At 62.3% G+C, this 24475-nt stretch carries 22 protein-coding genes; 11 read left to right on the forward strand and 11 right to left on the reverse strand.

Annotated elements, in window-relative coordinates; all coding sequences use genetic code 11:
- The first annotated feature begins 40 nt into the window (after nucleotides 1–40).
- The gene (gene plsY / locus BUC40_RS16740; protein ID WP_073267429.1) at nucleotides 41–610 is read left to right on the forward strand and encodes a glycerol-3-phosphate 1-O-acyltransferase PlsY; all 570 of its coding nucleotides are present in this window, start codon (nucleotides 41–43) and stop codon (nucleotides 608–610) included.
- 125 nt (nucleotides 611–735) lie between these two features.
- Here plsY and tsaD read toward each other — a convergent pair whose 3' ends face one another.
- Nucleotides 736–1761, reverse strand: coding sequence for a tRNA (adenosine(37)-N6)-threonylcarbamoyltransferase complex transferase subunit TsaD (gene tsaD, locus BUC40_RS16745; RefSeq protein WP_073267313.1), 1026 nt, complete (start codon nucleotides 1759–1761; stop codon nucleotides 736–738).
- A 201-nt stretch (nucleotides 1762–1962) separates the two neighbouring features.
- Between tsaD and rpsU the strand changes: the two genes are divergently transcribed.
- The 3 genes from rpsU to rpoD all read left to right on the forward strand — a co-directional run bounded on the left by rpsU (nucleotide 1963) and on the right by rpoD (nucleotide 6206).
- A complete protein-coding gene (rpsU, locus tag BUC40_RS16750; RefSeq protein WP_003290642.1) occupies nucleotides 1963–2178 on the forward strand; it encodes a 30S ribosomal protein S21 in 216 nt (71 codons plus the stop codon).
- Between the two features lie 130 nt (nucleotides 2179–2308).
- The gene (gene dnaG, locus BUC40_RS16755; RefSeq protein ID WP_073267314.1) at nucleotides 2309–4291 is read left to right on the forward strand and encodes a DNA primase; all 1983 of its coding nucleotides are present in this window, start codon (nucleotides 2309–2311) and stop codon (nucleotides 4289–4291) included.
- Nucleotides 4292–4358: 67 nt separating this feature from the next.
- The gene (gene rpoD, locus BUC40_RS16760) at nucleotides 4359–6206 is read left to right on the forward strand and encodes an RNA polymerase sigma factor RpoD (protein WP_073267315.1); all 1848 of its coding nucleotides are present in this window, start codon (nucleotides 4359–4361) and stop codon (nucleotides 6204–6206) included.
- 108 nt (nucleotides 6207–6314) lie between these two features.
- On the opposite strand, the gene yjiA is transcribed toward rpoD, so the two are convergent.
- The 3 genes from yjiA to BUC40_RS16775 all read right to left on the reverse strand — a co-directional run bounded on the left by yjiA (nucleotide 6315) and on the right by BUC40_RS16775 (nucleotide 9635).
- Nucleotides 6315–7280, reverse strand: a complete 966-nt coding sequence (yjiA, locus tag BUC40_RS16765) for a GTPase (protein WP_073267316.1) — start codon at nucleotides 7278–7280, stop codon at nucleotides 6315–6317.
- 80 nt (nucleotides 7281–7360) lie between these two features.
- On the reverse strand, nucleotides 7361–7564 hold the full coding sequence (locus BUC40_RS16770; RefSeq protein ID WP_073267317.1) for a YbdD/YjiX family protein: 204 nt from the start codon (nucleotides 7562–7564) through the stop codon (nucleotides 7361–7363).
- Nucleotides 7554–9635, reverse strand: coding sequence for a carbon starvation CstA family protein (locus tag BUC40_RS16775; protein WP_073267318.1), 2082 nt, complete (start codon nucleotides 9633–9635; stop codon nucleotides 7554–7556). The genes BUC40_RS16770 and BUC40_RS16775 overlap by 11 nt, the downstream gene beginning before the upstream one ends.
- Before the next feature lie 277 nt (nucleotides 9636–9912).
- On the opposite strand from BUC40_RS16775, the gene BUC40_RS16780 reads away from it, so the two are divergent.
- From BUC40_RS16780 to BUC40_RS16800, 5 genes are all read left to right on the forward strand, one after another.
- Nucleotides 9913–11283: a cache domain-containing protein gene (locus tag BUC40_RS16780; protein ID WP_073267319.1), complete on the forward strand. Its 1371-nt coding sequence runs from the start codon at nucleotides 9913–9915 to the stop codon at nucleotides 11281–11283.
- Complete coding sequence (locus BUC40_RS16785) at nucleotides 11280–11906, forward strand: response regulator (protein WP_073267320.1); 627 nt, start codon at nucleotides 11280–11282, stop codon at nucleotides 11904–11906. Before BUC40_RS16780 ends, BUC40_RS16785 begins: the two co-directional genes overlap by 4 nt.
- 77 nt (nucleotides 11907–11983) lie before the next feature.
- Nucleotides 11984–12355, forward strand: coding sequence for a PilZ domain-containing protein (locus BUC40_RS16790; RefSeq protein ID WP_073267321.1), 372 nt, complete (start codon nucleotides 11984–11986; stop codon nucleotides 12353–12355).
- A 142-nt stretch (nucleotides 12356–12497) separates the two neighbouring features.
- Nucleotides 12498–13685, forward strand: a complete 1188-nt coding sequence (locus BUC40_RS16795) for a DUF3142 domain-containing protein (protein ID WP_073267430.1) — start codon at nucleotides 12498–12500, stop codon at nucleotides 13683–13685.
- Entirely contained in the window at nucleotides 13672–15852 is a 2181-nt protein-coding gene (locus BUC40_RS16800) for a hypothetical protein (RefSeq protein WP_073267322.1), read from the forward strand. The genes BUC40_RS16795 and BUC40_RS16800 overlap by 14 nt, the downstream gene beginning before the upstream one ends.
- 18 nt (nucleotides 15853–15870) lie before the next feature.
- Here the strand turns inward: BUC40_RS16800 and BUC40_RS22920 are convergent, their stop codons facing one another.
- Both BUC40_RS22920 and radA read right to left on the reverse strand, forming a co-directional pair.
- Nucleotides 15871–16044 carry a hypothetical protein gene (locus BUC40_RS22920; RefSeq protein ID WP_167369168.1) on the reverse strand — a complete coding sequence of 58 codons (174 nt, stop codon included), beginning with the start codon at nucleotides 16042–16044 and terminating at the stop codon, nucleotides 15871–15873.
- Between the two features lie 107 nt (nucleotides 16045–16151).
- A complete protein-coding gene (gene radA, locus BUC40_RS16805) occupies nucleotides 16152–17519 on the reverse strand; it encodes a DNA repair protein RadA (protein ID WP_073267323.1) in 1368 nt (455 codons plus the stop codon).
- Nucleotides 17520–17921: 402 nt separating this feature from the next.
- Between radA and BUC40_RS16810 the strand changes: the two genes are divergently transcribed.
- On the forward strand, nucleotides 17922–18407 hold the full coding sequence (locus BUC40_RS16810; protein WP_073267324.1) for a GNAT family N-acetyltransferase: 486 nt from the start codon (nucleotides 17922–17924) through the stop codon (nucleotides 18405–18407).
- A 147-nt stretch (nucleotides 18408–18554) separates the two neighbouring features.
- On the opposite strand, the gene BUC40_RS16815 is transcribed toward BUC40_RS16810, so the two are convergent.
- Both BUC40_RS16815 and BUC40_RS16820 read right to left on the reverse strand, forming a co-directional pair.
- Entirely contained in the window at nucleotides 18555–18791 is a 237-nt protein-coding gene (locus BUC40_RS16815; RefSeq protein ID WP_073267325.1) for an HP1242/YdcH family protein, read from the reverse strand.
- Between the two features lie 74 nt (nucleotides 18792–18865).
- The gene (locus BUC40_RS16820; protein ID WP_073267326.1) at nucleotides 18866–19120 is read right to left on the reverse strand and encodes a DUF465 domain-containing protein; all 255 of its coding nucleotides are present in this window, start codon (nucleotides 19118–19120) and stop codon (nucleotides 18866–18868) included.
- Between the two features lie 287 nt (nucleotides 19121–19407).
- Between BUC40_RS16820 and mscL the strand changes: the two genes are divergently transcribed.
- Nucleotides 19408–19821 carry a large-conductance mechanosensitive channel protein MscL gene (gene mscL / locus BUC40_RS16825; protein ID WP_073267327.1) on the forward strand — a complete coding sequence of 138 codons (414 nt, stop codon included), beginning with the start codon at nucleotides 19408–19410 and terminating at the stop codon, nucleotides 19819–19821.
- 65 nt (nucleotides 19822–19886) lie between these two features.
- Here mscL and BUC40_RS16830 read toward each other — a convergent pair whose 3' ends face one another.
- From BUC40_RS16830 to BUC40_RS16840, 3 genes are all read right to left on the reverse strand, one after another.
- Complete coding sequence (locus BUC40_RS16830; RefSeq protein ID WP_073267328.1) at nucleotides 19887–21449, reverse strand: TerC family protein; 1563 nt, start codon at nucleotides 21447–21449, stop codon at nucleotides 19887–19889.
- A 316-nt stretch (nucleotides 21450–21765) separates the two neighbouring features.
- The gene (locus tag BUC40_RS16835) at nucleotides 21766–22539 is read right to left on the reverse strand and encodes a ferredoxin--NADP reductase (protein ID WP_073267329.1); all 774 of its coding nucleotides are present in this window, start codon (nucleotides 22537–22539) and stop codon (nucleotides 21766–21768) included.
- Between the two features lie 351 nt (nucleotides 22540–22890).
- The gene (locus BUC40_RS16840) at nucleotides 22891–24468 is read right to left on the reverse strand and encodes an aldehyde dehydrogenase (NADP(+)) (RefSeq protein WP_073267330.1); all 1578 of its coding nucleotides are present in this window, start codon (nucleotides 24466–24468) and stop codon (nucleotides 22891–22893) included.
- Between the last annotated feature and the right edge of the window lie 7 nt (nucleotides 24469–24475).

Here is a 24475-nt window from a genome sequence, read left to right on the forward strand (position 1 = left end):
TCGTTTAGAATCGGCCATCCCCCGGCGCGGAATGGATACCATGTTTTGGTTACTGGCGATCCTCGCCTACCTGCTCGGCTCTTTGTCCTTCGCTATCCTGCTCAGCCGCATGACCGGCCTGGCAGATCCGCGCGCCAGTGGTTCGGGTAATCCCGGCGCCACCAATATGCTCAGGGTGGCGGGTAAACGGCTGGCCATTCTCACGCTGATCGGCGATCTGTTCAAAGGTTTGCTGCCAGTACTGATAGCTGCCCACCTCGATTTCACGTTGCAACAGCAGGCCTGGCTGGGCCTCGCGGCCGTAGTCGGCCACCTCTACCCGATCTACTTTCGCTTCCGCGGCGGCAAGGGTGTCGCCACTGCGGCCGGCATGCTGCTGGGGCTATACCCGCCGGCGGCACTGCTGGCGCTGTGCACCTGGCTGCTGACCTTCACCCTGACCCGCACCAGCTCGCTGGCGGCGCTGACCGCTGCTCCGATGACGTTGCCGCTACTGGCCTGGCAACGACCGGCTGCTCTGCTGCCGATGTGCGTGCTCAGCGGGCTGATCGTCTGGCGTCACCGGCGCAATTTACGTGATCTGTGGGCTGGCCGCGAACGGCAGTTCTGATCCGTTTCGAGAAGGCGAAAACAATGGGCGGCTATTCACGAATCTCCTGTGGGAGCGCGCCATGCGCGTGAATCGCGGGCGAGGCCCGCTCCCACAAGTGATCCATCAATACCCATAACCAATCCTTACAACGCCGGCAACTGCTCCATCGGCCAGCGGGCCTGCACGTTTATTGCCAACCCCTCGTGCTGCCCGGCCAACAGACGTTGGCAACCGGCGTAGGCGATCATCGCGCCATTGTCGGTACAGAATGCCGGGCGTGCGTAAAAGACATTGCCCTTGAGCGCTGCCGTCATGTCTTCGAGCGACGTGCGTAGCGCCCGGTTGGCACTTACCCCACCGGCGATCACTAAGCTGTTGAGGCCCGTCTGCTTGAGGGCGCGGCGGCATTTGATGGTCAGCGTTTCTACCACCGCCTGCTGGAATGCCAGGGCCACGTCGCAACGGGTCTGCTCGCTGTCATCACCATTGGCACAGCACTGCTGCCAGGTATTGAGGGTGAAAGTCTTCAGGCCGCTAAAGCTGAAATCCAGACCCGGGCGATCGGTCATCGGCCGTGGGAACACGAAACGCCCCGGCGTGCCACGCTCGGCTAGTCGGGCGATTTCCGGGCCGCCGGGATAACGCAGGCCCATCAGCTTGGCGGTTTTGTCGAACGCCTCACCTGCCGCATCGTCCAGCGACTCGCCGAGCAACTGGTACTGGCCAATACCATCGACCCGCACCAGCTGGGTGTGGCCGCCGGATACCAACAAGGCAACGAACGGGAACGTCGGCGGGGTCGCCTCCAGCATGGGCGCCAACAGGTGGCCTTCCATGTGGTGCACGCCAATGGCGGGAATATCCCAGGCGAACGCCAGCGCCTGAGCGCAGGAGGCGCCGACCAGCAGCGCACCAACCAGGCCCGGCCCGGCGGTATAAGCGATGGCGTCGATATCGGTGGCGGCGCAGCCAGCCTCGCCCAGCACCTCACGAATCAGCGGCAGCATGCGCTTGACGTGGTCTCGCGAGGCCAGCTCCGGCACCACGCCACCATAGGCACGGTGCAGGTCGATCTGACTGAACAGCGCATCGGCAAGCAGACCGCGCTCACTGTCATAAAGCGCGACACCGGTCTCGTCGCACGAAGTTTCCAATCCCAGAACCAGCATGGTTTCGCCTTTATTAGCACTTGCCGAGCGTAAAGGCCGGCATGATAATCGCCGCTCAGCGGCTCAGACCAGTGCTTTTCGATCAGAGGCTTTGCATTCCGGTTGACGAGGCGGTAACATCCGCAACCCTTAAAAACCTGTGATCTTTCCGTGCCTTTGCCGGAACTCACAAACCTCCGGTAATAAAGAAGGTAGCTCTGGATGCCAGCCGTCAAAGTTAAAGAGAACGAACCCTTCGACGTAGCTCTGCGTCGTTTCAAGCGCTCCTGCGAAAAAGCCGGTGTTCTGGCCGAAGTTCGTAGCCGCGAATTCTACGAAAAGCCGACCGCCGAGCGTAAGCGTAAAGCCGCTGCCGCTGTTAAGCGTCACGCCAAGAAAGTGCAGCGCGAACAGCGCCGCAGCGTTCGCCTGTACTAATACCGTACACGCAGCGCCTGGATGCCCGGCTCGCCGGGTATCATCGTCAAGGACTCCGCGTCGCCTACTGGCGAACTAGCGGAGTTTTTGCGTTTGTGCCGCTACTGTTTTCAGACACCATCGAGCGTCTATGGCCGGCCTGATTCCACAATCCTTCATTGATGACCTGCTCAACCGCACCGACATCGTCGACGTGGTGAGTTCGCGCATCCAACTGAAGAAGACCGGCAAGAACTACAGCGCCTGCTGCCCGTTCCACAAGGAAAAGTCGCCCTCCTTCACCGTCAGCCCGGACAAGCAGTTCTACTACTGCTTCGGTTGCGGCGCCGGCGGCAATGCCCTTGGCTTCGTGATGGATCACGACCAGACGGAGTTTCCGCAGGCGGTCGAGGAGCTGGCCAAGCGCGCCGGCATGGAAGTGCCGCGCGAGGACAACGGACGCGGCGGCGGCAAACCACGCCAACCAACCGACTCGCCGCTTTACGCCCTGCTCAAGGCGGCGGCCGACTACTACCGTCAGGCGCTGAAAAGCCACCCGCAGCGCCGTGCCGCAGTCGAATACCTGAAAGGTCGCGGCCTGTCCGGCGAAATCGCCCGGGACTTCGGCCTCGGTTTCGCGCCGCCCGGCTGGGACAACCTGCTCAAGCATCTGGCCGGCGACAGCCTGCAACACAAGGCGATGATCGACGCCGGCCTGCTGGTAGAGAACACCGAAAGCGGCAAGCGCTACGACCGCTTTCGTGACCGGGTGATCTTCCCCATTCACGACAGCCGCGGCCGAGTGATTGCCTTTGGTGGCCGAGTGCTTGGAGACGACAAACCCAAGTACCTGAATTCACCCGAGACGCCGGTCTTCCATAAGGGCCAGGAACTCTACGGCCTTTATGAGGCGCGCAAGAACAATCGCAACCTCGACGAGATCATGGTGGTCGAGGGCTATATGGACGTCATCGCCCTCGCCCAACAGGGCCTGCGCAATGCCGTGGCGACCCTGGGCACTGCAACCAGCGAAGAGCACCTCAAACGTATCTTCCGCCTGGTGCCGAGCGTACTGTTCTGCTTCGATGGCGACCAGGCCGGCCGCAACGCCGCCTGGCGCGCACTGGAAGCAGCCCTGCCGAACCTGCAGGACGGCCGCCGCGCACGTTTTCTATTCCTGCCAGACGGCGAAGACCCGGACACCCTGGTACGCAGCGAAGGCACCGAAGCCTTCCAGGCGCGCATTCACCAGCACGCCCAGCCCCTCGCCGATTACTTTTTCCAACAGCTAAGCGAAGAAGCCGACCCGCGCTCTCTGGAAGGCAAGGCACACCTGGTGACCCTGGCAGCACCGCTGATCGAAAAGATCCCTGGCAATACGCTGCGCGCACTGATGCGCCAACGCCTGACCCAGATCACCGGGCTAGACGCCAACGCACTGGGCCAGATGGCCGCACCGCAGCCTCGCCAACAGCAGGTCGCACCCAGCCATCAGGGCATCGATCATCACGCCCCAGCGCTTGAAGCGATCCCGGACAGCGCTTATTACGACGCACCACCAGGTTACGAAGAGCAGCCCGCACAACTATTCGAGCGACCGGCCAGGAAACAGGGCAAGGGCGAGTGGAAAAAAGAGGGCGGCAAGTGGAGCAAGAAGGGCCGCGACGACTACCAACCGCCGCGCACGGCGGTCAGCGTCGAGTCGCCACACCTCAGCGCGCTGCGCAGCCTGCTGCATCACCCCGAGCTTGCGCAAAAAGTTGAAGATGTCAGCAACTTCGCAGCCGAAGACGACACATACGCACAATTGCTGGTGGCCCTGGTAGGCACGCTGCAAAAGCAGCCGGGCCTGCGCTCGCTGCAATTGATTGCCCGCTGGCACGGCACCGAACAGGGCCGCCTGCTGAAAGTATTGGCAGAAAAAGAATGGTTAATCGATCAGGACAACCTTGAACGGCAGTTTTTCGACACCATTACTACACTTGCCCATAGCCAGTCGCTAAAGCGACGCGAAACCGCTCTGCGCAGCATCATGCAGAAAAGCCTGAGCGAACTCACCGACGAGGAAAAGGCGCTATTGCGCGAGCATTACAGCAGCCTCAACTCGCCCAGCAAGACCCCAACTGGCGCCTGAGCGCCGAGCTGAGGTATAATCCTCGGCTTGTTTTCAGCCCGCCAAGACCTTAAATGGATAGGGTGTTATGTCCGGAAAAGCGCAACAGCAATCTCGTATCAAAGAGTTGATCACCCTGGGTCGTGAGCAGAAGTATCTGACTTACGCAGAGGTCAACGACCACCTGCCTGAGGATATTTCAGATCCTGAGCAGGTGGAAGACATCATCCGCATGATCAATGACATGGGGATCCCGGTACACGAGAGTGCTCCGGATGCAGACGCCCTGATGCTGGCCGATGCTGACACCGACGAGGCAGCCGCTGAAGAAGCCGCTGCTGCACTCGCTGCCGTTGAGACCGATATCGGCCGCACCACTGACCCAGTGCGCATGTACATGCGTGAAATGGGTACCGTGGAGCTGCTGACCCGCGAAGGCGAAATCGAAATCGCCAAGCGGATCGAAGAAGGTATCCGTGAAGTCATGGGCGCAGTTGCCCACTTCCCAGGCACCGTCGACAGCATTCTCGCCGAATACACTCGCGTCACCACTGAGGGCGGCCGTCTGGTCGAAGTACTCAGTGGCTACATCGACCCGGACGACGGTAGCGTGCCTGCCGAAGCCGCGGCTCCGGTTCCTGCGTCTACAGACGACAAGGCCGAAGACAAGGACGATGACGAGGAAGACGGCGACAGCGACGACGAGGAAGAAGAAGGCGATGGCGGCCCGGATCCTGAAGAGGCCCTGCGCCGCTTCACCGCGGTCTCTGATCAGCTGGAAATCGCCAAGAAAGCGCTGAAGAAGCATGGCCGCAGCAGCAAGCAGGCGATCGAAGAACTGCGCCTGCTCGCCGAGCTGTTCATGCCGATCAAGCTGGTGCCAAAGCAGTACGACGCACTGGTAGTACGTGTACGTGAAGCCCTGGACCGCCTGCGCGGCCAGGAACGCGCCATCATGCAACTGTGCGTTCGTGATGCCCGTATGCCGCGTGCCGACTTCCTGCGCCTGTTCCCAGGCAACGAAGTAGACCTGGATTGGGCTGCCAGCCTGGCCAAGGGCAAAGGCAAGTACGCCGAAGCCATTGGTAACCTGGAAGCTGACATTCAGCGCTGCCAGCAGAAGCTGATCGCCCTGCAGGAAGAAAGCGACCTGACGCTGGCCGAGATCAAGGACATCAACCGTCGCATGTCGATCGGTGAAGCCAAGGCTCGTCGCGCCAAGAAAGAAATGGTCGAGGCCAACCTGCGTCTGGTCATTTCCATCGCCAAGAAGTACACCAACCGTGGTCTGCAGTTCCTTGACCTGATTCAGGAAGGCAACATCGGCCTGATGAAGGCGGTGGACAAGTTCGAATACCGTCGCGGTTACAAGTTCTCGACTTATGCCACCTGGTGGATCCGTCAGGCGATCACTCGCTCGATCGCCGACCAGGCCCGCACCATCCGTATTCCGGTGCACATGATCGAGACGATCAACAAGCTCAACCGCATCTCTCGTCAGATGCTTCAGGAAATGGGCCGCGAGCCTACTCCGGAAGAGCTGGGTGAGCGCATGGAAATGCCTGAGGATAAGATCCGCAAGGTATTGAAGATCGCCAAAGAGCCGATCTCCATGGAAACCCCGATCGGCGATGACGAAGATTCGCATCTGGGCGACTTCATCGAGGACAGCACCATGCAGTCCCCGATCGACGTAGCCACCGTGGAAAGTCTCAAGGAAGCCACTCGCGAAGTGCTTTCCGGCCTGACCGCCCGCGAAGCCAAGGTGTTGCGCATGCGTTTCGGTATCGACATGAACACTGACCACACCCTTGAGGAAGTGGGCAAACAGTTCGACGTTACCCGTGAGCGTATTCGTCAGATCGAAGCCAAGGCGCTGCGCAAACTGCGTCACCCGACCCGTAGCGAACACCTGCGCTCGTTCCTCGACGAGTAAGGTTTCCCGGGTACAAAAAATGCCGGTCAGTTTGCGCTGACCGGCATTTTTTATGCCCCGCCATCCTTGGCGGAAAGCCTACGGCTCTTCACAAGCGACGTTGAAATCTCAGGCGTTCACCTCGGCAAAACCCTGACGAATTGCCTCTTCGGGCAGGTTGTCGCCGATGAAGACGATCACGCTTTCGCGCTTCTCGTCAGTGCCCCACTCGCTGTCCCAGTCGAAACCATAGAGCCGCAGCACACCCTGGAACACCATGCGGCGATCTTCACCGGCAATGCTCAGCACACCTTTGTAGCGCAGCAATGAATTGCCGTGTTCCTCGAGCAATGTCTCCATAAAGCCACTGAGCCGATCCAAATCCAGCGGCTTGTCGCCCGTGAGCACCAATGTGGATATTCGGTCGCTGCTCTTGCCTGGCAATACCGGGCGCAGGCTCGGCGCTATATCGGCATTCAGATTGAAGCCCCGCACATCGAGCAGCTCGGCCAGATCGATACGGCCGTGTTCGACGATACGAATCGGTGCCCGACGATTGATGCGCTGCAGGCGCTGGATAAGCGCGTCGCGAGCGCCTACATCGACCAGATCGGTCTTGCTAAGCAGGATGCGGTCAGCAAAACCAACCTGGGCCTGAGCGATGATTTCCTGCAGATGGCGCTCGGCGTTGGCGGCGTCCACCAAGGTAATGATGCCGTCCAGCACGTAACGGTCGCAGAGCTCTTCGGTGGCGAAAAAGGTCTGTGCCACGGGCGCCGGGTCAGCGAGGCCGGTGCATTCAATGACCAGGCGATCAAAGGTCAGCTCACCACTGTCGAGCTTCTCGAGCAGCACAAACAACGCCTTCTCCAGCTCGACGTGGATGGAGCAGCACACGCAGCCGTTGGCCAGGGTCATCACCTGTACCGGCTCGGTGCCGAGCAATTGGCTGTCGATGGGCATCTCGCTGTATTCGTTTTCGATCACGGCGATTTTCAGGCCGTGCTCGGCCTTGAGGATGTGGCGCAGCAGCGTGGTTTTACCAGCGCCGAGGAAACCGCTGAGCACGGTGACCGGAATGGGGTTGAAGGACATAAAAAGCGTTCCTCTGAATGACACACGCCACGGCTAGGCGTGGCGTGTGGTTCTTGAACCAGGCAATCAGCCCAGAGAGATCAACAACAGCGAATGGGCCGCCCCTTGCCGCCACCATAGCGCGCTTCCTGGCGCTCGCGGAAGAAGGCTTCGTAGCTCATTACCGGCTTGTCCGGATGTTTCTTGGTCATGTGTTCGACGTACGTGTCGTAGTCGGGCATGCCCACCAGCATCCGTGCAGCCTGGCCGAGGTACTTGCCCATGCGGCTGAGATCATTGAACACGGGCGACCTCCGGTGCGTCAGCTGGTAGTTCCTGGTATGGAGCTTCCTGATCGGTGCGCAGCTCCTTGCGCCAGGCTGCGCGGCCCACCTTGACGGCATAGAACAGCACGCTCAGCACCACGAACAGGAAAAGCACGGTGAGTGTGGCGTTGGTGTACGCGTTAAAGATCACGTGCTGCATCTGGCCCATATCCTTGGCCGGAGCGAGAACCTGACCGGCATCCACAGCAGTCTGGTACTTCTTGGCCAGCGCCAGGAAGCCAACGGCCGGGTTCGGATCGAGCAGCTTGATCAGGCCAGCGGTGGTGGTGCAGATCAGCAGCCAGGTGGCCGGGATCAGCGTGACCCACACATAACGCTCGCGCTTCATCTTGATCAGCACCACGGTACCGAGCATCAGCGCGATACCGGCGAGCATCTGGTTGGAGATGCCGAATAGCGGCCACAGGGTGTTGATGCCACCCAGCGGATCGATCACGCCCTGATACAGCAGCCAGCCCCACAGCGCCACGCACCCTGCGGTGGCGATGACGTTGGCAGTCCAGGATTCGGTTTTCTTCAGCGACGGTACGAAGTTGCCGAGCAGATCCTGCAGCATGAAGCGCCCGGCACGGGTACCGGCGTCCACAGCGGTGAGGATGAACAGCGCCTCGAAGAGGATCGCGAAGTGGTACCAGAACGCCATAGTGTTCTCGCCTGGCAGCACGCTGTGCAGGATCTGCGCGATACCTACAGCGAGCGTCGGTGCACCACCAGCACGGGCCAGGATGGTGTTTTCGCCGATGTCTCGGGCGACCGCCTCCAGCTCCTGCGGAGTGATCACGAAGCCCCAGCTGCTGACCGCTGCTGCGACCGACTGAACATCCGAACCGACCAGGGCCGCCGGGCTGTTCATGGCGAAGTACACGCCAGGCTCGATCACCGAGGCAGCAACCATGGCCATGATGGCCACGAAGGATTCCATCAACATGCCGCCGTAACCGATGTAACGGGCATGGGTTTCGTTGGCCATCAACTTGGGCGTGGTGCCCGAGCTGATCAGCGCGTGGAAGCCCGATACCGCGCCACAGGCGATGGTGATGAACAGGAACGGGAACAGGGTGCCCTTCCAGACCGGGCCGGTGCCGTCGGTGAATTGGGTCAGTGCCGGCATTTTCAGCTCGGGCATGACCACCAGAATGCCGATGGCCAGGGCGATGATGGTGCCGATCTTGAGGAAGGTCGACAGGTAGTCGCGCGGCGCCAGGATCAGCCAAACCGGCAACACCGCCGCGACGAAGCCGTAGCCGATCAGCATCCAGGTGATCTGCACACCGGTAAAGGTGAAGGCCGGGCCCCACACGGGGTCAGCGGCGATCACGCCACCCAGCCAGATAGAGCCGAGCAGCAGGATCACCCCGATCAGGGAAATCTCGCCGATGCGGCCGGGCCGGATGTAGCGCATGTAGATGCCCATGAACATCGCGATGGGAATCGTCGCCATCACGGTGAACATGCCCCACGGGCTTTCAGCCAGCGCCTTGACGACGATCAGCGAGAGCACCGCGAGGATGATGATCATGATCAGGAACGCGCCGAACAGCGCAATGGTACCGGGGATCTGGCCCATTTCCTCGCGTACCAACTCACCCAGGGAGCGGCCGTTACGGCGGGTGGAAATGAACAGCACCATGAAGTCCTGTACAGCACCGGCCAGCACCACACCGGCAATCAGCCAGAGCGTGCCAGGCAGGTAACCCATCTGCGCCGCGAGTACCGGGCCGACCAGCGGGCCAGCGCCAGCGATGGCGGCAAAGTGGTGACCGAAGAGGATGTGCTTGTTGGTCGGGACGTAGTCCAGGCCATCGTTGTTGAGCACCGCTGGAGTGGCACGGGTAGGGTCGAGCTGCATCACCTTGGTGGCGATGAACAGGCTGTAGTAGCGATACACGACGAGATAGATCGCCACGGCAGCGACGACGATCCACAAGGCATTGATAGATTCGCCGCGGTTCAGCGCCACGGTGCCCAGCGCGAATGCGCCCAGCAACGCGACCGCAAACCAGGCGATATGGCTAGCCATTCTGGTCATTGGACATCTCCGGCCGCAGCACAAGGCCTGCGACACTCATTGTTATTGTTGTGCTCTTTTACCAGAGCCTCGCAACTATCCATCTAAGTACTGCTTGCAGTAATTCGCAAAACTACCCACGGGCGACTACGTAGAACTACGCAATCCGCTGCACATCCCGCCCGCCGAGGGCTGCAGCTTTGTGTATGCTCTGCCCCGCCGCGCCAGCTGCGCGCCCAGCCTTCCACCTGCCACATGGCCGCCGAGCACCGGCGATGCACCGCCCCGGAGTGACCCGATGCAACTCAAGCACAAGATCGTCGCCCTGAGTCTTTTGCCCATGCTGCTGGCCGTGGCAGTGGTGTGCCTACTGGTGTTGATTCAGAACCAGCGCCTGGGCAACCAGCAGGCCCAGCTGATCGAACACAGCATCCTTGGCAGTAAGCAAGCCGAGCTCAAGCACTACGTGGAAATGGCCCTAAGCACCATCGCGCCGCTGTATGACAGCGGCCGCGATGATGAGGAAACCAAGCGCCAGGTACTTGCTCTGCTGGAGCGCATCAACTTTGGCAGCGATGGCTATTTCTTCGTCTACGACCGCAACGGCAAAAGTCTGATGCACCCACGCCAGGCCTCGCTGGTAGGCAAAGATCTGTGGAACATGACCGACCCACACGGCCTGCTGGTGATCCAGGCGCTGATCCGCAGTGCTACCGAGGGCGACGGTTTTCAGCGTTACGACTGGCAGAAGCCGTCCACCGGCCAGGTCGCCGAGAAGCTCGCCTACGTGAGCATGCTCGAGCGCTGGGGCTGGATGCTCGGCACCGGTATCTATCTGGAAGATGTCGACAACGCCATCGCCCAGGTTCGCCACGACGTGGGCAGCGGTATCCGCACCACCATGCTGGCCATCGCCATCGTCGCGCTGATCGCCGTTTTACTGGTGTCTGCCAGCGGCCTGACCCTCAACGTCAGCGAACATCGCCTGGCTGACCGCAAGCTGCAGCAGCTCACCCAACGCATCATCAACTCCCAGGAAGAGGAACGCTCGCGGCTGTCCCGAGAGCTGCACGATGGCATCAGCCAGCTGCTGGTGTCGATCAAGTTCAAGTTCGAGCTCGCCGGTCATGAACTGGAAGCGGGCAAGGCCAGCGCCGCGCAGACCCTGCGCCAGGGCATTGAGCGCCTGGCCGGGGCGATTGGCGAAGTGCGGCGCATCTCCCACGACCTGCACCCCTCGCTGCTCGACACCCTCGGCCTGGCCTCGGCGATTGGCCAGCTGGCCAGCGAGTTCGAGCAACGCAGCGGGCTGCGCGTGACCTACGACAACAGTTTGGGCGACACGCGCCTGAGCGATGACATGAATGTGGCGCTGTTTCGCATCCTCCAGGAAGCGCTGACCAACATCGAGCGCCACGCCGCGGCTAGCCAGGTTACGATCCGGCTAACCGGCAACAATCGTCAGGTGAACCTGCGCATCAGCGATGATGGCAGCGGCTTCAGCCCCTATCAGGCCGAACAGAGCGGCGGCATTGGCCTGCGCAACATCCGCGAGCGGGTCGAGCACTTTGGCGGGGACTTCAGCATCGCGTCTAGCTCGTCCGGCACCGTTCTGTCCATCGCCCTGTTACCCTCTGCCGACGCGCAGCAATCCCGGACCCAGTCATGAAAACCATCCGCATCGCCCTCGTCGACGACCATATTCTGGTACGCGAAGGCATCCGCACGCTGCTGTCGATGGTCGAGCATTTCGAGATCGCCGGCGAAGCCGGCAGCGGCAGCGAGGCGCTGGAACTGGTAGCCCGCGAACAGCCGGATATCCTGCTGATGGACATCGGCCTCAAGGACATAAACGGCCTGGAGCTGACCGGCATCATCAAAAAGCGCCACCCGGCCATCAAGGTGCTGATTCTGAGCATGTACGACAATCAGGAGTACGTGAGCAGCTCGCTACGCATGGGCGCCTCGGGCTACGTACTCAAGGAGGCGCCATCCCAGGACATCATCTCGGCCATCGACGTGCTGGCGGTCGGCGGGCGCTTCTATAGCGGCGACGTGGCCCACAAGCTGGCCCAGGAAGACACCGAAGAAGGCGAGCTGACACCGCGCGAGCGCCAAGTGCTACTGATGATGGCTCAGGGGCTGAACAACAAGGCCATGGCCCGCGAGCTGGCGATCAGCGTGCGCACCGTGGAGACCTACCGGCTGAACATTCGCCGCAAGCTCGATATCGAAAAGCCCGCCGACCTGGTCAAGCACGCCATGGAGTACGGCTGGTCGCCGCAAACCTGACGCCACCGTCGAGCGCATTCGGCGACGCCACGGCGCGGCTTGGCTATAGTGGACAAAACTAAAAGAGGACAGTTTTCATGAGTGACAACCACGAACGTCGGCGCTTCCAGCGCATCGCCTTCGACGCCCCCGCCGAAATCGTGCAGGGCGAGCAGAGCTGGCAAGTGGAACTGCACGACATCTCGTTCCGTGGCGTGCTGGTACGCCGCCCCTGGAACTGGGAAGGCGAGACCGGCCAGGACTACCTGCTGCGCATCGCCCTCGATGACAATCTGCAGGTGAGCATGCAGGTCGAACTGGTGCATCGCGAAGAGCGCGTGCTGGGCTTTCTCTGCCACCACATCGACCTCGACTCGATGAGCCATCTGCGTCGCCTGGTAGAGCTCAACCTCGGTGATGAGCAGATGCTCGAACGCGAACTGGCTGCGCTCTGCGAAGACGACAACTGATTTCGCCCATCTAAAGGCGGCAACTCGGCAAGCCGGTGACCTGGCAAGGCTTGGCTTGGCTTGGCTTGGCAAAATCAACGCGCAGCAAACTCGGGCGAGGCGTATCGTATGCGCCGCCCCGCTGCGCGACGATACCGACCGTATGCATCGATCCCTTTGCTGTTTGTGCCTGTCGCTGCTGGCGCTGCTTTGTGCTGCCTGCTCACCGCCAGCGTCAGCACCGCTTGATCAGCAGGTCTACATCTGGCAACGGCAATGGCAGCCCGCCCATCGTCAGGTACTTGCTCAGACCAGGAATGACTTCACCACCCTCCGCGTACTCGCCTTGCAGTTTCACCCCAAGGTGGGCTGGGCCAGGGCCTATCCCGACCTGCAGCAACTGATCGCCGATGGTCGCCCGGTGGTGATGGTGATACGACTCGACGGGCAATTGCCGCAACCAGATCAGGCGCAGACTCTCAGCCAAACGGACAGCCTGCTGACTGAATGGCAGGCCAGCGGAGTCAACGTGCAGGGTGTGGAAATCGATCACGACTGCGCAAGCGCCCGGCTGCCTGCCTACACCGACCTGCTGGCAGCACTGCGCCCCACGTTGCCGGCCGGCCTCGCGCTGAGCATCACCGCCCTGCCCACCTGGTTGAATAGCCCAGATCTGGAAGCCCTGCTGCGCCAGGTCGACAGCTCGGTGCTGCAGGTGCATGCCATCAACGATCCACGCGATGGTTTGTTCGCCCCACAGCAGGCGCAGCGCTGGGCCGAGGCCTATGGCAAACGCAGCGAAAAACCCTTCATGCTGGCGCTGCCCGCCTACGGCGTCGCCTTGATCGACGCCTCACGCCAGGTCGAGAGCGAAGCCCCGCTGGATGCCGGCGGAAGCCGCCGTGAGCTGCTTGCCGACCCGCAGCAAGTTGCCAACCTTCTGACCAGCCTGCACGAGCGCCGTCCGGAAAACCTGCACGGCATCATCTGGTTCCGCCTGCCGCTGCCGGGTGACCGCCGCGCCTGGCCGTTGGCGACTCTGCAAGCGGTGATGCATGGGCAGCCCCTGAGCGCCGTGATCACTGTGGACGTGAACCAGGCCGGCCCTCTGCGTGAGTTGACGCTGGTGAGCAACGGCAATCGCGACGCAGGGCTACCAGAGCGCGTCAGCCTGGCTGGCAGCCACTGCGAAGCAGCCGACGCCGTCGCAGACTATCGCCTGGAGCAGAGCGAAAATGGTCCGGTATTCGTTCGCAAACAACCCGCACGTCTCGCAGCAGGGCAACGCCAGGCACTGGGCTGGGCACGCTGCAGCCTGTTCGACCAAGGAGCAATTCATGTTTCACCCTGAGTGGCAACGCCGACTGCTGAGTGTCGGTTTTGGCTTATTGCTGCCGCTGTCCCCTGCCGTCGCCTGCGGACCGGATTTCCCCTACCTGCTGCTCAATGATCGCCAAAATGCTCTGGCGCAGCTGCCCGAAGGCAGCTTCACGCAAGAGATTCGCAACCTTGGCACGGCGATTCCCGGTCTGGGTGGGGCCAGTGAAGCGACACTGCCTCAGTACTGGGGCAGCAACGACCGCCTGCCGATGCAGCGTGATGAGGTGGAGAAAGCACAGTTGCAGGACGGCCTCTTCGAACGCGTTCAGCAGTTGCGTGCATTCACCGCAGCGACCGAAGTGGAAAGCCAGGGCGTCGAGCTGCCGGCCGAGCTGCGCCTGTACACGGCTGGCGCCGTGGCCTTCGCCCAGGGCGATCATCGGCAGGCCGCCGAGTACTTCCAGCGCGTACTGGCCTTGCCTGCAGAGCAACGCAAGTTGCGCAGCACCTGGGCAGCCTATTCCCTGGGCCGTAGCCTGGCCTTTATGAGCGGCGAGGCAACCGACGCTAGCGAGCCCGACCTGCCGCAACGAGCGGCCGCGGCCTTCGAGCAAACGCGCCAGTTGGCGATCGAAGGTTTCGACGACCCGCTCGAACTGGCCATTGCCAGCCTCGGCGAAGAGGCGCGGCTGCATTTGCAAGCGGATGCCTGGAGCCAGGCCATCGTCCTTTACGCCAGCCAGGCCATTCATGGCTCCGAAACCGGCACCAGCTCGTTGCGCGAGGTCGGCGCCGATCTCGCGGCTCTGGATGACCAACACCTGCTGCCGCTGCTGCATCAGCAGGCGGTGCGCCAGTTGCTCAGCGCCATGCTGCTGGCCGGCATCCAATCTTCGTCGCTTCCCGCAGAGCGCCTGCTGAGGCTGATTCAGCAGACGGGCATCCAGCAACTGGACGATGCCGACCGACTCGCAGCCATCGCTTATCGCGAAGGGGATTACACCACCGCTCAGCGTTTTCTCGATCGCGCCGCCGGTAGCGGCCTGGCCTGGTGGCTGCGGGCCAAAATGGCGCTTCGTGCAGGTGACAGCCAAGCCGCCAGCCAGGCTTATGCCGAGGCGGCCAAAGGTTTTCCGGAAGACGAGAACTGGGGCTGGCGACGTAACGGCGACTGGCTGAACGAAACCCTGAAGCCCAGGTGCCGTATCGAAGGTGAGTCGGCGATTCTCGCCCTCGAGCGTGGTGACTACCTGCAGGCTTTCGAGCAGCTCTATCGCGGCGGTGATCTTTACTGGGAGGACGCTGCTGCCGTGGCCGAACGCGTACTGACCACCGATGAACTCAAAGGCTACGTCGACAGCCACGTCACCAGCGCCCCGGCGCCTGCCGACGGCGAACCCTGGAGTTACTGGGATCGTCCGCCGGCTCTGCGCCTGCGAGAACTGCTGGCACGCCGTCTGATGCGCGACGGCCGTTATGACGAAGCGCGTGGCTACTTTGCCCAGGCCGAACAACGGCAGGCCGCAGGCGCCTATCAGCAGGCGCGCCAGCGCGCGCAAAGCGCCTGGACCGACATCGGCCGCGCCGAGGCCTATTTCCAGGCTGCCAGCATTCTTCGCCGCCAAGGCATGGAACTGCTGGGCTACGAACTGGGGCCGGATAACTACGTTTACGCAGGCAACTACCCCGAACGCTACAACAGTGCAGAGGTGGTCCCAGACGCTGGACCGGTTGCGACGGCTGGCCTGCTATCGGCAGCAGAGGTGCAGCGCTGGAATGCCAGTGCCGCCGAACCCTATCGACGCTTCCATTACCGCTGGATAGCGGCGGATCTGGCCAGCAGTGCGGCTGACCTGCCGCCGGAACGCAGCCAGGCGTTTGCCAGCACCTTGTGCGCCGCCACCGACTGGCTGATCAATGTCGACCCGCAACGCGCACAGAGCTATTACCGCCGTTACGTGGAGCACGGCGCCTTACGGCTGCCGCCAGCACCGGCCTTCGTGTTCGGAGTGGGCGCCTGCGAGACGCCGGATTTCCAGGCCGCACGCAAGCGGCAATGGATCGAGCGCGGCCAGGCCATCAGCCAAGCCGCACGCGAACACCGAATCGCGCTGGCAGCACTCACGCTGATGATCGCCGGCGCCGCCGTCTACTGGCGACGCCGCGCTAAAAAAGCGGCTGGCAATACGAGCTCATGAGGGCCAGTGATCGCATGCTCAGGGGCTGATACTGAAATCGCAGCAGGCCGCATCGGCCTCGCGGCGGCGGGCGCGGCGGGCTTTCACCAGGCGTGGCAGCACATCGAGAAGCGGCTGGCGCTTGCGCTCGATGCCCAGGCGGTCCACTTGCGAGAAACTGGCTTTGGCGATGATGTCGTAGAACAGCAGCATGATGGCGTCTCCTCTGTGGGTACGCCTTCATCCTGCGACCAGCGCCCTACCCCGCCATTGACGCGGATCAATAGCTGCCAGGCGCCCCTAGCGGCAGAACGCCGCAGTCACTCGAACAGCGCGTCGAGCGCTTGCTCCAGGCGCGTCACCGCGACTACCTGCAAACCAGCCGGCGCCTCTTTCGGGGCATTGCCCTTGGGCACGATGGCGCGTTTGAAGCCGTGCTTGGCGGCCTCCTTCAAACGCTCCTGGCCGCTCGGCACCGGGCGGATTTCGCCGGACAAACCAACCTCACCAAACACCAACAGATCGTGAGGCAGCGGCCGGTTGCGCAGGCTGGAAATCACCGCTGCCATCAGCGCCAGGTCGGAGGCGGTTTCTAGTACCTTCACGCCGCCGACCACGTTGAGAAACACGTCCTGGTCGTAAGTGGGAATGCCGCCATGACGGTGCAATACGGCGAGCAGCATGGCCAGGCGGTTCTGGTCCAGGCCCAAGGTGACGCGGCGCGGGTTGGCCATATGGCTGGTGTCGACCAGCGCCTGCACTTCCACCAGCATTGGCCGGGTACCTTCCCAGGTGGCCATGACGATACTGCCCGGCACCTCCTCCTGGGCGCGGGTGAGAAAGATCGCCGAGGGGTTGCTGACTTCCTTGAGGCCCTTGTCGGTCATGCCGAACACGCCCAGCTCGTTGATCGCGCCGAAGCGGTTCTTCACCGCACGCAGCAGACGCAGGCGGCCATCGGGGTCGCCCTCGAAATACAGCACGGTGTCGACCATATGTTCGAGCACCCGCGGCCCGGCCAGCGAGCCTTCCTTGGTCACGTGGCCGACCAGGAAGATCGCCGTGCCGCTCTGCTTGGCGAACCGCACCAGCAGTGCCGCGCTTTCGCGCACCTGGGCGACGCCGCCGGGCGCGGATTGCAGCTGTTCGGTGAAGATGGTCTGGATCGAGTCGATCACCATCACCTTGGGCTTTTCGTGGCGGGCGGTGGCGATGATGCTTTCGATGCAGGTTTCGGTCATCACCTTGAGCTTGTCTTCCGGCAGGCCCAGACGGCGGGCGCGCATCGCCACCTGCTGCTGGGATTCCTCACCGGTGACGTACAGCGCCGGGAAGCGCTGGGCGACGTTGCACAGGGTCTGCAGCAGGATGGTCGATTTGCCGATACCCGGATCGCCGCCGATCAGCACCACCGAGCCATCCACCAGGCCGCCGCCCAGTACCCGATCGAGCTCGGCCGATGCGGTGGAGAAGCGCGCAACTTCCTCGACGCTGACTTCGGCCAGGGTCTTCAACTGCGCCTGCTGCCCGGTCCACCCCGTTCGGCCACTGGGCGCTGCCGCACCACCGGCTTCGATCATGGTTTCGGTCAGGGTATTCCAGGCGCCGCATTCGCCGCATTGCCCGGCCCATTTGGGAAAGGTCGCGCCGCACTCGGTGCAGCCGTACAAGCGTTTGGCCTTGGCCATGGAAGTCGTCCTGCCTGATGAATCGAGGCCGAAACGATACCGAAAGACTGGATAAATTTACAGACTTTCGGCATGCGGGCTATCAGCGGCCGGCGCGCTTGCCGATAATGCGGCGCTTATCTGCTAGGGTCTGTTGACGTTTCACGCACGGCCGCGCCGGAGCCCATTTTGTCGCGAGGCAAGGCACGAGCCGCGAAGTTTGGCTGGCCAAATGAGCCGGCGAGAAACGCCGCATCGCGACAAAACGGGCCCGGCCCTGCGGGTTACGCGAGAAAGCTCGCCATGCGTCGTTGGAGGACTTGAAAAGGGGACGCCATTCCCTGCGTCCTCCGCCTTGCCTGGCGAGACTTCTCGTGGCAACGCGGCTCGCGCTGAAACGTCAACAGACCCTAGGTACCCAGCATGTCGATCAGGCTTATCCCCACCACCGCCGAACATCTGCCGCTGATCCGCAACCTCTACCAGTTCTACGCCTACGAGTCGTCCGACTGGGAGCAGGAGGATATCGAGATCGACGGCCGCTTCTACGTGCACGAGGCGCACCTGCAGCGTTACTGGCAGGACGACGGCTGGAGCGCCGGGCTGATTCTGGTCGATGACTTCATCGCCGGCTTTCTGTTGCTGGAAGCCTGCGACGACCAGGGCGTTGCCGAGATGGAGTTCGCCGACCTGTTCCTGCTCAAGAAATACCGCCGCCTGGGCATCGGCCGCGCGCTGCTGCAACAGACCGTCAGCGACGGGCGCCGGTGGCTGCTGTGTTGTTATGAGCAGGATGAAGTGGGTAATGGGTTCTGCACGCAGGTGTTGAGTGAACTGCCGTACAAGGTGCGCGAGTTGGCTAAAGAGCTGGAAGAGCCGGGGCTGCGGCGCTTTGTGGTGCAAGCCTGATTGCCAGTAGAGATGGAGAACGCGGGTTACGCCTGCCGCTAACCCAGGCTACAGAAGCCAGCCCGTAGCCTGGCGTTGAGCGAAGCGATACCCAGGAGCCCGCGGGTAAGACTCAGAGCATCGCCGCGCTCAACATCGGCCAGAGGCTCAGCCGGAAGTCAGCTCCTGCACGATCTTGTCCTTGAGCAGCACCCGCTCGCGGCGCAGGCGGCCCAGGGTTTCGTCATCGAACGGTTGGTTGCCCGACTCCAGGTCGAGGATGCGTTTGTCCAGATCCTGATAGCGGCCGACCAGACCATCGAACCCCGGATGGCTCTTGCGACGTTCGGTCAGGGCGTCGCCATACTCACGAAATTCCTCGCGCAGATTGTGTTCGGCAGTCATGGGGCACTCCTCTCTGTTGGGGTGGTGATCCATTGACCTTAGTCCCCCCCCACGCGACTGCCCGAAGAGCTGTATCAGCCGGCGCAGTTGTTGCCGCAGTTGCAGCACTCACCACGCGCCTTGCGTTGCTGGCGCGCCAGGTCCTCGCGCAAACCGGAACGGCGCAGTTTCAGCGCAGCCAGGCTCAGCCCCTCGGGCCGTTCCAGGCCGCTCTCGATACGGGCGATACGGCGGTCGACGTCGTCGTGCTGTTCGACCAGCGCGGCATAGGCAGGATTGCCGCGCTGGTGCGACGACATTTCGGATTGGGCTGAATAATCGATGTGCATGACAGAGGCTCCCGATAGATGAATGAGCGCACTCTAGTCGGGCGAAAAAGCCCGGCTTTTGATCTCTGTCAACGGCGCTCAAGGTGCCTGATGACGGGTTGTCGTACCGCGTAAAGGCCTGAAATAGAGCGTTCCACTGACTGTTCTGCAGGCATTGCCCGGTAATAAATTCGGACAATTGCCCACCATCAGGGTCACAAACCTAGTGCTGCCATGCGGCAGCACATGGCAGACAGGCAGCGGTGATTTACACTTCAGCGCACGAATCAAATCCAGGGGAGTTGCACATGAGCATCATCAACGAATTCAAGGCGTTCGCGGTCAAGGGCAATGTCGTCGACATGGCGGTCGGTATCATCATCGGCGCCGCCTTCGGCAAGATCGTCTCGTCCTTCGTCGGCGACGTGATCATGCCGCCTCTGGGCCTGCTGATCGGCGGGGTGGACTTCTCCGACCTGGCCATCACGCTCAAGGCCGCGCAAGGCGATATCCCGGCCGTGGTGCTGGCCTACGGCCGCTTCATCCAGACGGTTCTCGATTTCGTGATCGTCGCGTTCGCCATCTTCATGGGCGTCAAAGCGATCAACCGCCTCAAGCGCGAAGAAGCCGCCGCGCCTTCGGTGCCGCCGGCGCCGAGCCCCCAGGAAGTGCTGCTGACGGAAATTCGTGACCTGCTGAAAAACCAGCAGCACAAGGAATGAGCGGCAAACGCCAGACATGAAAACGGCGCCCCAAGGGGCGCCGTTTTCATTTCACTACCGCGCCGTTACGCAGCCGCTTCGCTGCCCGGCTTGAGCAGCACGCGGGTCACCCGGCGTTCCTTGACCTCGATCACGGTCAGCTCCCAGCCCAGGTACTCAACCTTGTCGCCGATCAACGGCAAGCGGTCGAGCAGGCTCATCGCCAGGCCGGCGAGGGTCTGGTAGTCGTCTGTCGGGCGGGCAGCGAAATCAAGTCGATCACGCAGCACAGCCAGGTTGACCGCGCCGTTGACGCGGAAACCGCCCTCCACTTCCTCGACGTCCGGGCCATCCACTTCGCTGGCATCCGGTAGTTCACCGGCAATCGCCTCGAGAATATCGGTCAGGGTCAGCAAGCCTTCGAAACCGCCGAACTCGTTGACCACGAAGGCCACGTGCGTGGAACCCTGGCGCATCTGCTCCAGGGCGCTGAGCACGCTGGAGCTGTCCGGCAGATTGATCGGCGCACGCACCAGGCTTTCGATGTCCGGCTGCTGGCCCTTGAGCAATTCCTTGAACAGCTCCTTCTTGTGGATATAGCCCAGAGGCTCTTCAGGGGAGTCGTTGCGGGTCACCACCAGGCGCGAATGCGGCGAATCGAGCAGCGCCTGCTGGATTCGCTCCGGGTCGTCGTCGAGATTGATGCTGTCGACTTCCATACGGTCGGTCATGACCTTTTGGATCGACATCTCGGCCATGTTCAGTACGCCGCTGATCATCACCCGCTCGCGGCGGTCGAACAGCGCCACTTCGCCTTCGCTGCCTTCGAGCATGTCGGCGATTTCGTCACCGACTTCATCAGCCTGCACCTTGCCGCCCAGCATGCGCATCACCGCATGGGCGGTACGGTCACGCAGGCCACGCTGGCCCTGCAGGCTGCGTTTACGGCGCGAACGGGCGACCTGGTTGAACAGCTCGATGAGGATCGAGAAGCCGATGGCGGCGTACAGGTAACCCTTCGGAATATGGAAGCCCAAGCCTTCAGCGGTCAGGCTGAAACCGATCATCATCAAAAAGCCCAGGCACAGCATGATCACCGTCGGGCGTGCGTTGACGAACGCGGTCAGCGGCTTGCTGGCGACGATCATCAGGCCGATGGAGATAATCACCGCGATCATCATCACCTGCAGGTGCTCGACCATGCCGACGGCAGTGATCACCGCATCCAGCGAGAACACCGCGTCGAGCACGATGATCTGCGCCACTACAGGCCAGAACTTCGCATAGACACGCGGGCCACTCTGCTGATGCACGCGGCCTTCAAGGCGTTCGTGCAGCTCCATGGTGGCTTTGAACAGCAGGAACACACCACCGAACAGCATGATCAGGTCACGCCCGGAGAAGGACTTACCGAACACCTCGATCAGCGGGTCGGTCAGCGTCACCAACCACGCCATGCTGGCCAGCAGGCCCAGGCGCATGATCAAGGCCAGGCTGAGGCCGATCACCCGCGCACGGTCACGCTGCTCGGGCGGCAGCTTGTCGGCGAGGATGGCGATGAACACTAGGTTGTCGATGCCCAGAACGATTTCCAGGACGATCAGGGTCAACAGGCCTAACCAGGCCGTCGGATCAGCGATCCATTCCATTTAGTGTGTAGCTCTCTCAAGGGGAAAACGAAGGCAGCCGAACGCGACGCGCATGCGTGAAGCAGGCTCGTGAGGGCTCGACTGACGGGAAGTATGCGCAGCACGCTGCTGCACGCGAGGCTGGCACCGGGCGGCGCCACCTTTGGGAAGTAACGCCCTCGTCCATACCGGCGAGGGCGATCGTCTACTGTCGCTGTCCATGAAGACCGAGAAGTGGAAAACAGACCACGCAATCTACTGGAGCGCGAGTCACACTGAAAGCGCAGAGTTTGTAACGGCGCTTTACATGCCTCGGGAGAGGATCAAGAAGCGCGGTTTACCAGTAATTCTCGACCGCCACTTGCCCCGGCCGGCGAGTCAGGCTGAGGTTCATATTGCGGGCTTTCAGGCACTGGCGAATGTCGTCAATCATCTGCGGGTTGCCGCAGATCATCACCCGTGAATGTTCGGGGGTCAGTTCCAGACCGGCGGCACGTTCCAGCTCGCCGTTTTCGATCAACTGAGTGATCCGCGCATTCAGACAGCCTGGTGCCTGCTCACGGGTTACCACTGGCAGGTAAGTAAGCTTGTGGGTGTATTCGGCCAGGTGCTCCAGCTCGGAGAAGCCATGGATCATGTCCTGATAGGCCAGCTCGGCGACCGAGCGGGCGCTGTACACCAGTACGATGCGCTCGAAGCGCTCCCAGATTTCGAAATCCTGCAGCATCGACAGGAAGGGCGCGATACCAGTGCCGCTGCCCAGCAGCCACAGATCGCGGCCATCGATGAAACGATCCAGGGTCAGGTAACCGGTGGCCATCTTCTCCACCAGCAGGGTGTCGCCGACGCGCAGACGGCTCAGCTCGCTGGTGAATTCACCGCCCGGCACCACGATGGAAAAGAACTCCAGGTGCTCGTCATGGGGCGCCGAGACCAGCGAATAGGCGCGCCAGACCACCGAACCATCAGCCTTCTCTACGCCCAAGCGCACGAACTGCCCGGCACGAAAGCGAAAACCCGCGTCACGGGTGGTGCGCAGGGTGAACAGGCTGGGCGTCAGGGTTTGTACGTCGAGAAGGGTCTGGCGGGTGAATTTGTCTTCGCTGCTCATCGGCGGCTCCGTCTGGGCTCATGGGCCTAGTGTCGCGCAAAGCTGCCGCGGGAAACACCGGTAAAGATCAGGGACAACGCATGGGCAGGGATTGGCGGGGCTGCGATTCCGAGGTGATTGGTGGATAAGCTTCGCGTTATCCACCCTACGAGCTGGCACCACTATCTTGTGGGAGCGGGCGGGGACGCCTAGTCCATGCCCGCGATTCGCGCGCATGGCGCGCTCCCACATAAACCGCGTGCATGATTTTGAACCTCGTAGCCCGGGTCGAGCGCAGCGACACCCGGGAAAAACGCCGCCCATAAAAAAGCCGACCTCAGGGTCGGCTTTCTCTAGCGACACAGCGGGCGCTTACAGCGCGTCGCGGCTGCTGGCGCCATCCACCAGGCGGGCGATGCCCAGCGGGTTGGCGTTTTTCAGCGCATCGGGCAGCAGGGCATCCGGACAGTTCTGATAGCACACCGGGCGCAGGAAGCGGTCGATGGCCAGGGTGCCGACCGAGGTGCCACGGGCGTCGGAAGTCGCCGGGTACGGGCCGCCATGCACCATGGCATCGCAGACTTCCACGCCGGTCGGGTAGCCATTGAACAGCACGCGGCCAACCTTCTGCTCGAGCAGCGCAAACAGCTCCTCGCTGCCGGGCAGATCGCCCGGCTCGGTGATCAGCGTGGCAGTCAGCTGACCATGCAGCCCCTTGATGGCGGCCAGCAGCTCGGCCTTGTCCGCCACCTCGACAACGATGGTGGTCGGGCCGAAAACCTCTTCCTGCAATCGCTCATCACCGTTGAGCAGCAGGCTGACATCTGCCTTGAACAGCTGCGGGCGCGCCTGGCTACCTTCCTGCGCGGCGCCACTCAAGTGAGTGATGCCCGGGTGTGCAGCGAGCGCCGCCAGGCCTTTGCCATAACTCTCCAGGCCGCCGGCATTGAGCAGCGTCTGCGGCGGCTGCTCGGCCATCTTGGCGGTCAGGCTGTGCAGGAATGCACTGAACTCCGGCGAGCGAATACCAAGCACTAGGCCAGGGTTGGTGCAGAACTGGCCAGCGCCGAGCACCACCGATGCGGCCAGCTCACCAGCGACCTGCTCGCCGCGCGCCTTGAGGGCTTCTGGCAGCAGGATGACCGGGTTGATGCTGCTCATCTCGGCGAACACCGGGATAGGCTGCGGGCGCGCCGCCGCCATATCGCACAGGGCACGGCCTCCACGTAGCGAACCGGTGAAGCCGACGGCCTGGATCGCCGGATGCTTGACCAGTGCGGCACCGACGATGCCCCCGTAGATCATGTTGAAAACGCCTTTGGGCATGCCGGTTTTCTCGGCCGCACGCAACAGCGCCGCGCCGACCTGTGCGGTGGTAACCATATGGCCAGGATGCGCCTTGAACACCACCGGGCAGCCGGCAGCCAGGGCCGACGCGGTGTCCCCGCCTGCAGTCGAAAACGCCAGCGGGAAGTTGCTGGCGCCGAATACTGCAACCGGGCCCAGGCCGATACGGTACTGGCGGATGTCCGGGCGCGGCAGCGGCTGGCGATCCGGTAATGCACGGTCAATACGCGCGCCAAAGAAATCACCACGGCGCAGCACCTTGGCGAACAAACGCATCTGCCCGCTGGTACGCCCACGCTCGCCCTGGATACGACCGCTCGGCAGCGCAGTTTCCCGGCAGACGGTGGCGACGAACTCGTCACCCAGGGCATCCAGCTCATCGGCGATAGCATCGAGGAAATCAGCGCGTTTAGATGCTGGCAGGCTGCGGTAAATAGGGTAAGCAGCGGCTGCAGCTTCGGCAGCGGCGTCGACTTCTTCTGCAGTGGCCTCGACGAACTCGTACGGCAGTGTTTCGCCAGTGGTGGCGTCAACGCTCTGCAGCTTCACAGAGCCCAGTGCGCTGTAGGCGCCGCCGATAATGTTATGGCCGTTAACGGTCATGAAATAT

Origin of the sequence: Phytopseudomonas punonensis, from assembly GCF_900142655.1 — a bacterium.
Taxonomy (GTDB): domain Bacteria; phylum Pseudomonadota; class Gammaproteobacteria; order Pseudomonadales; family Pseudomonadaceae; genus Aquipseudomonas; species Aquipseudomonas punonensis.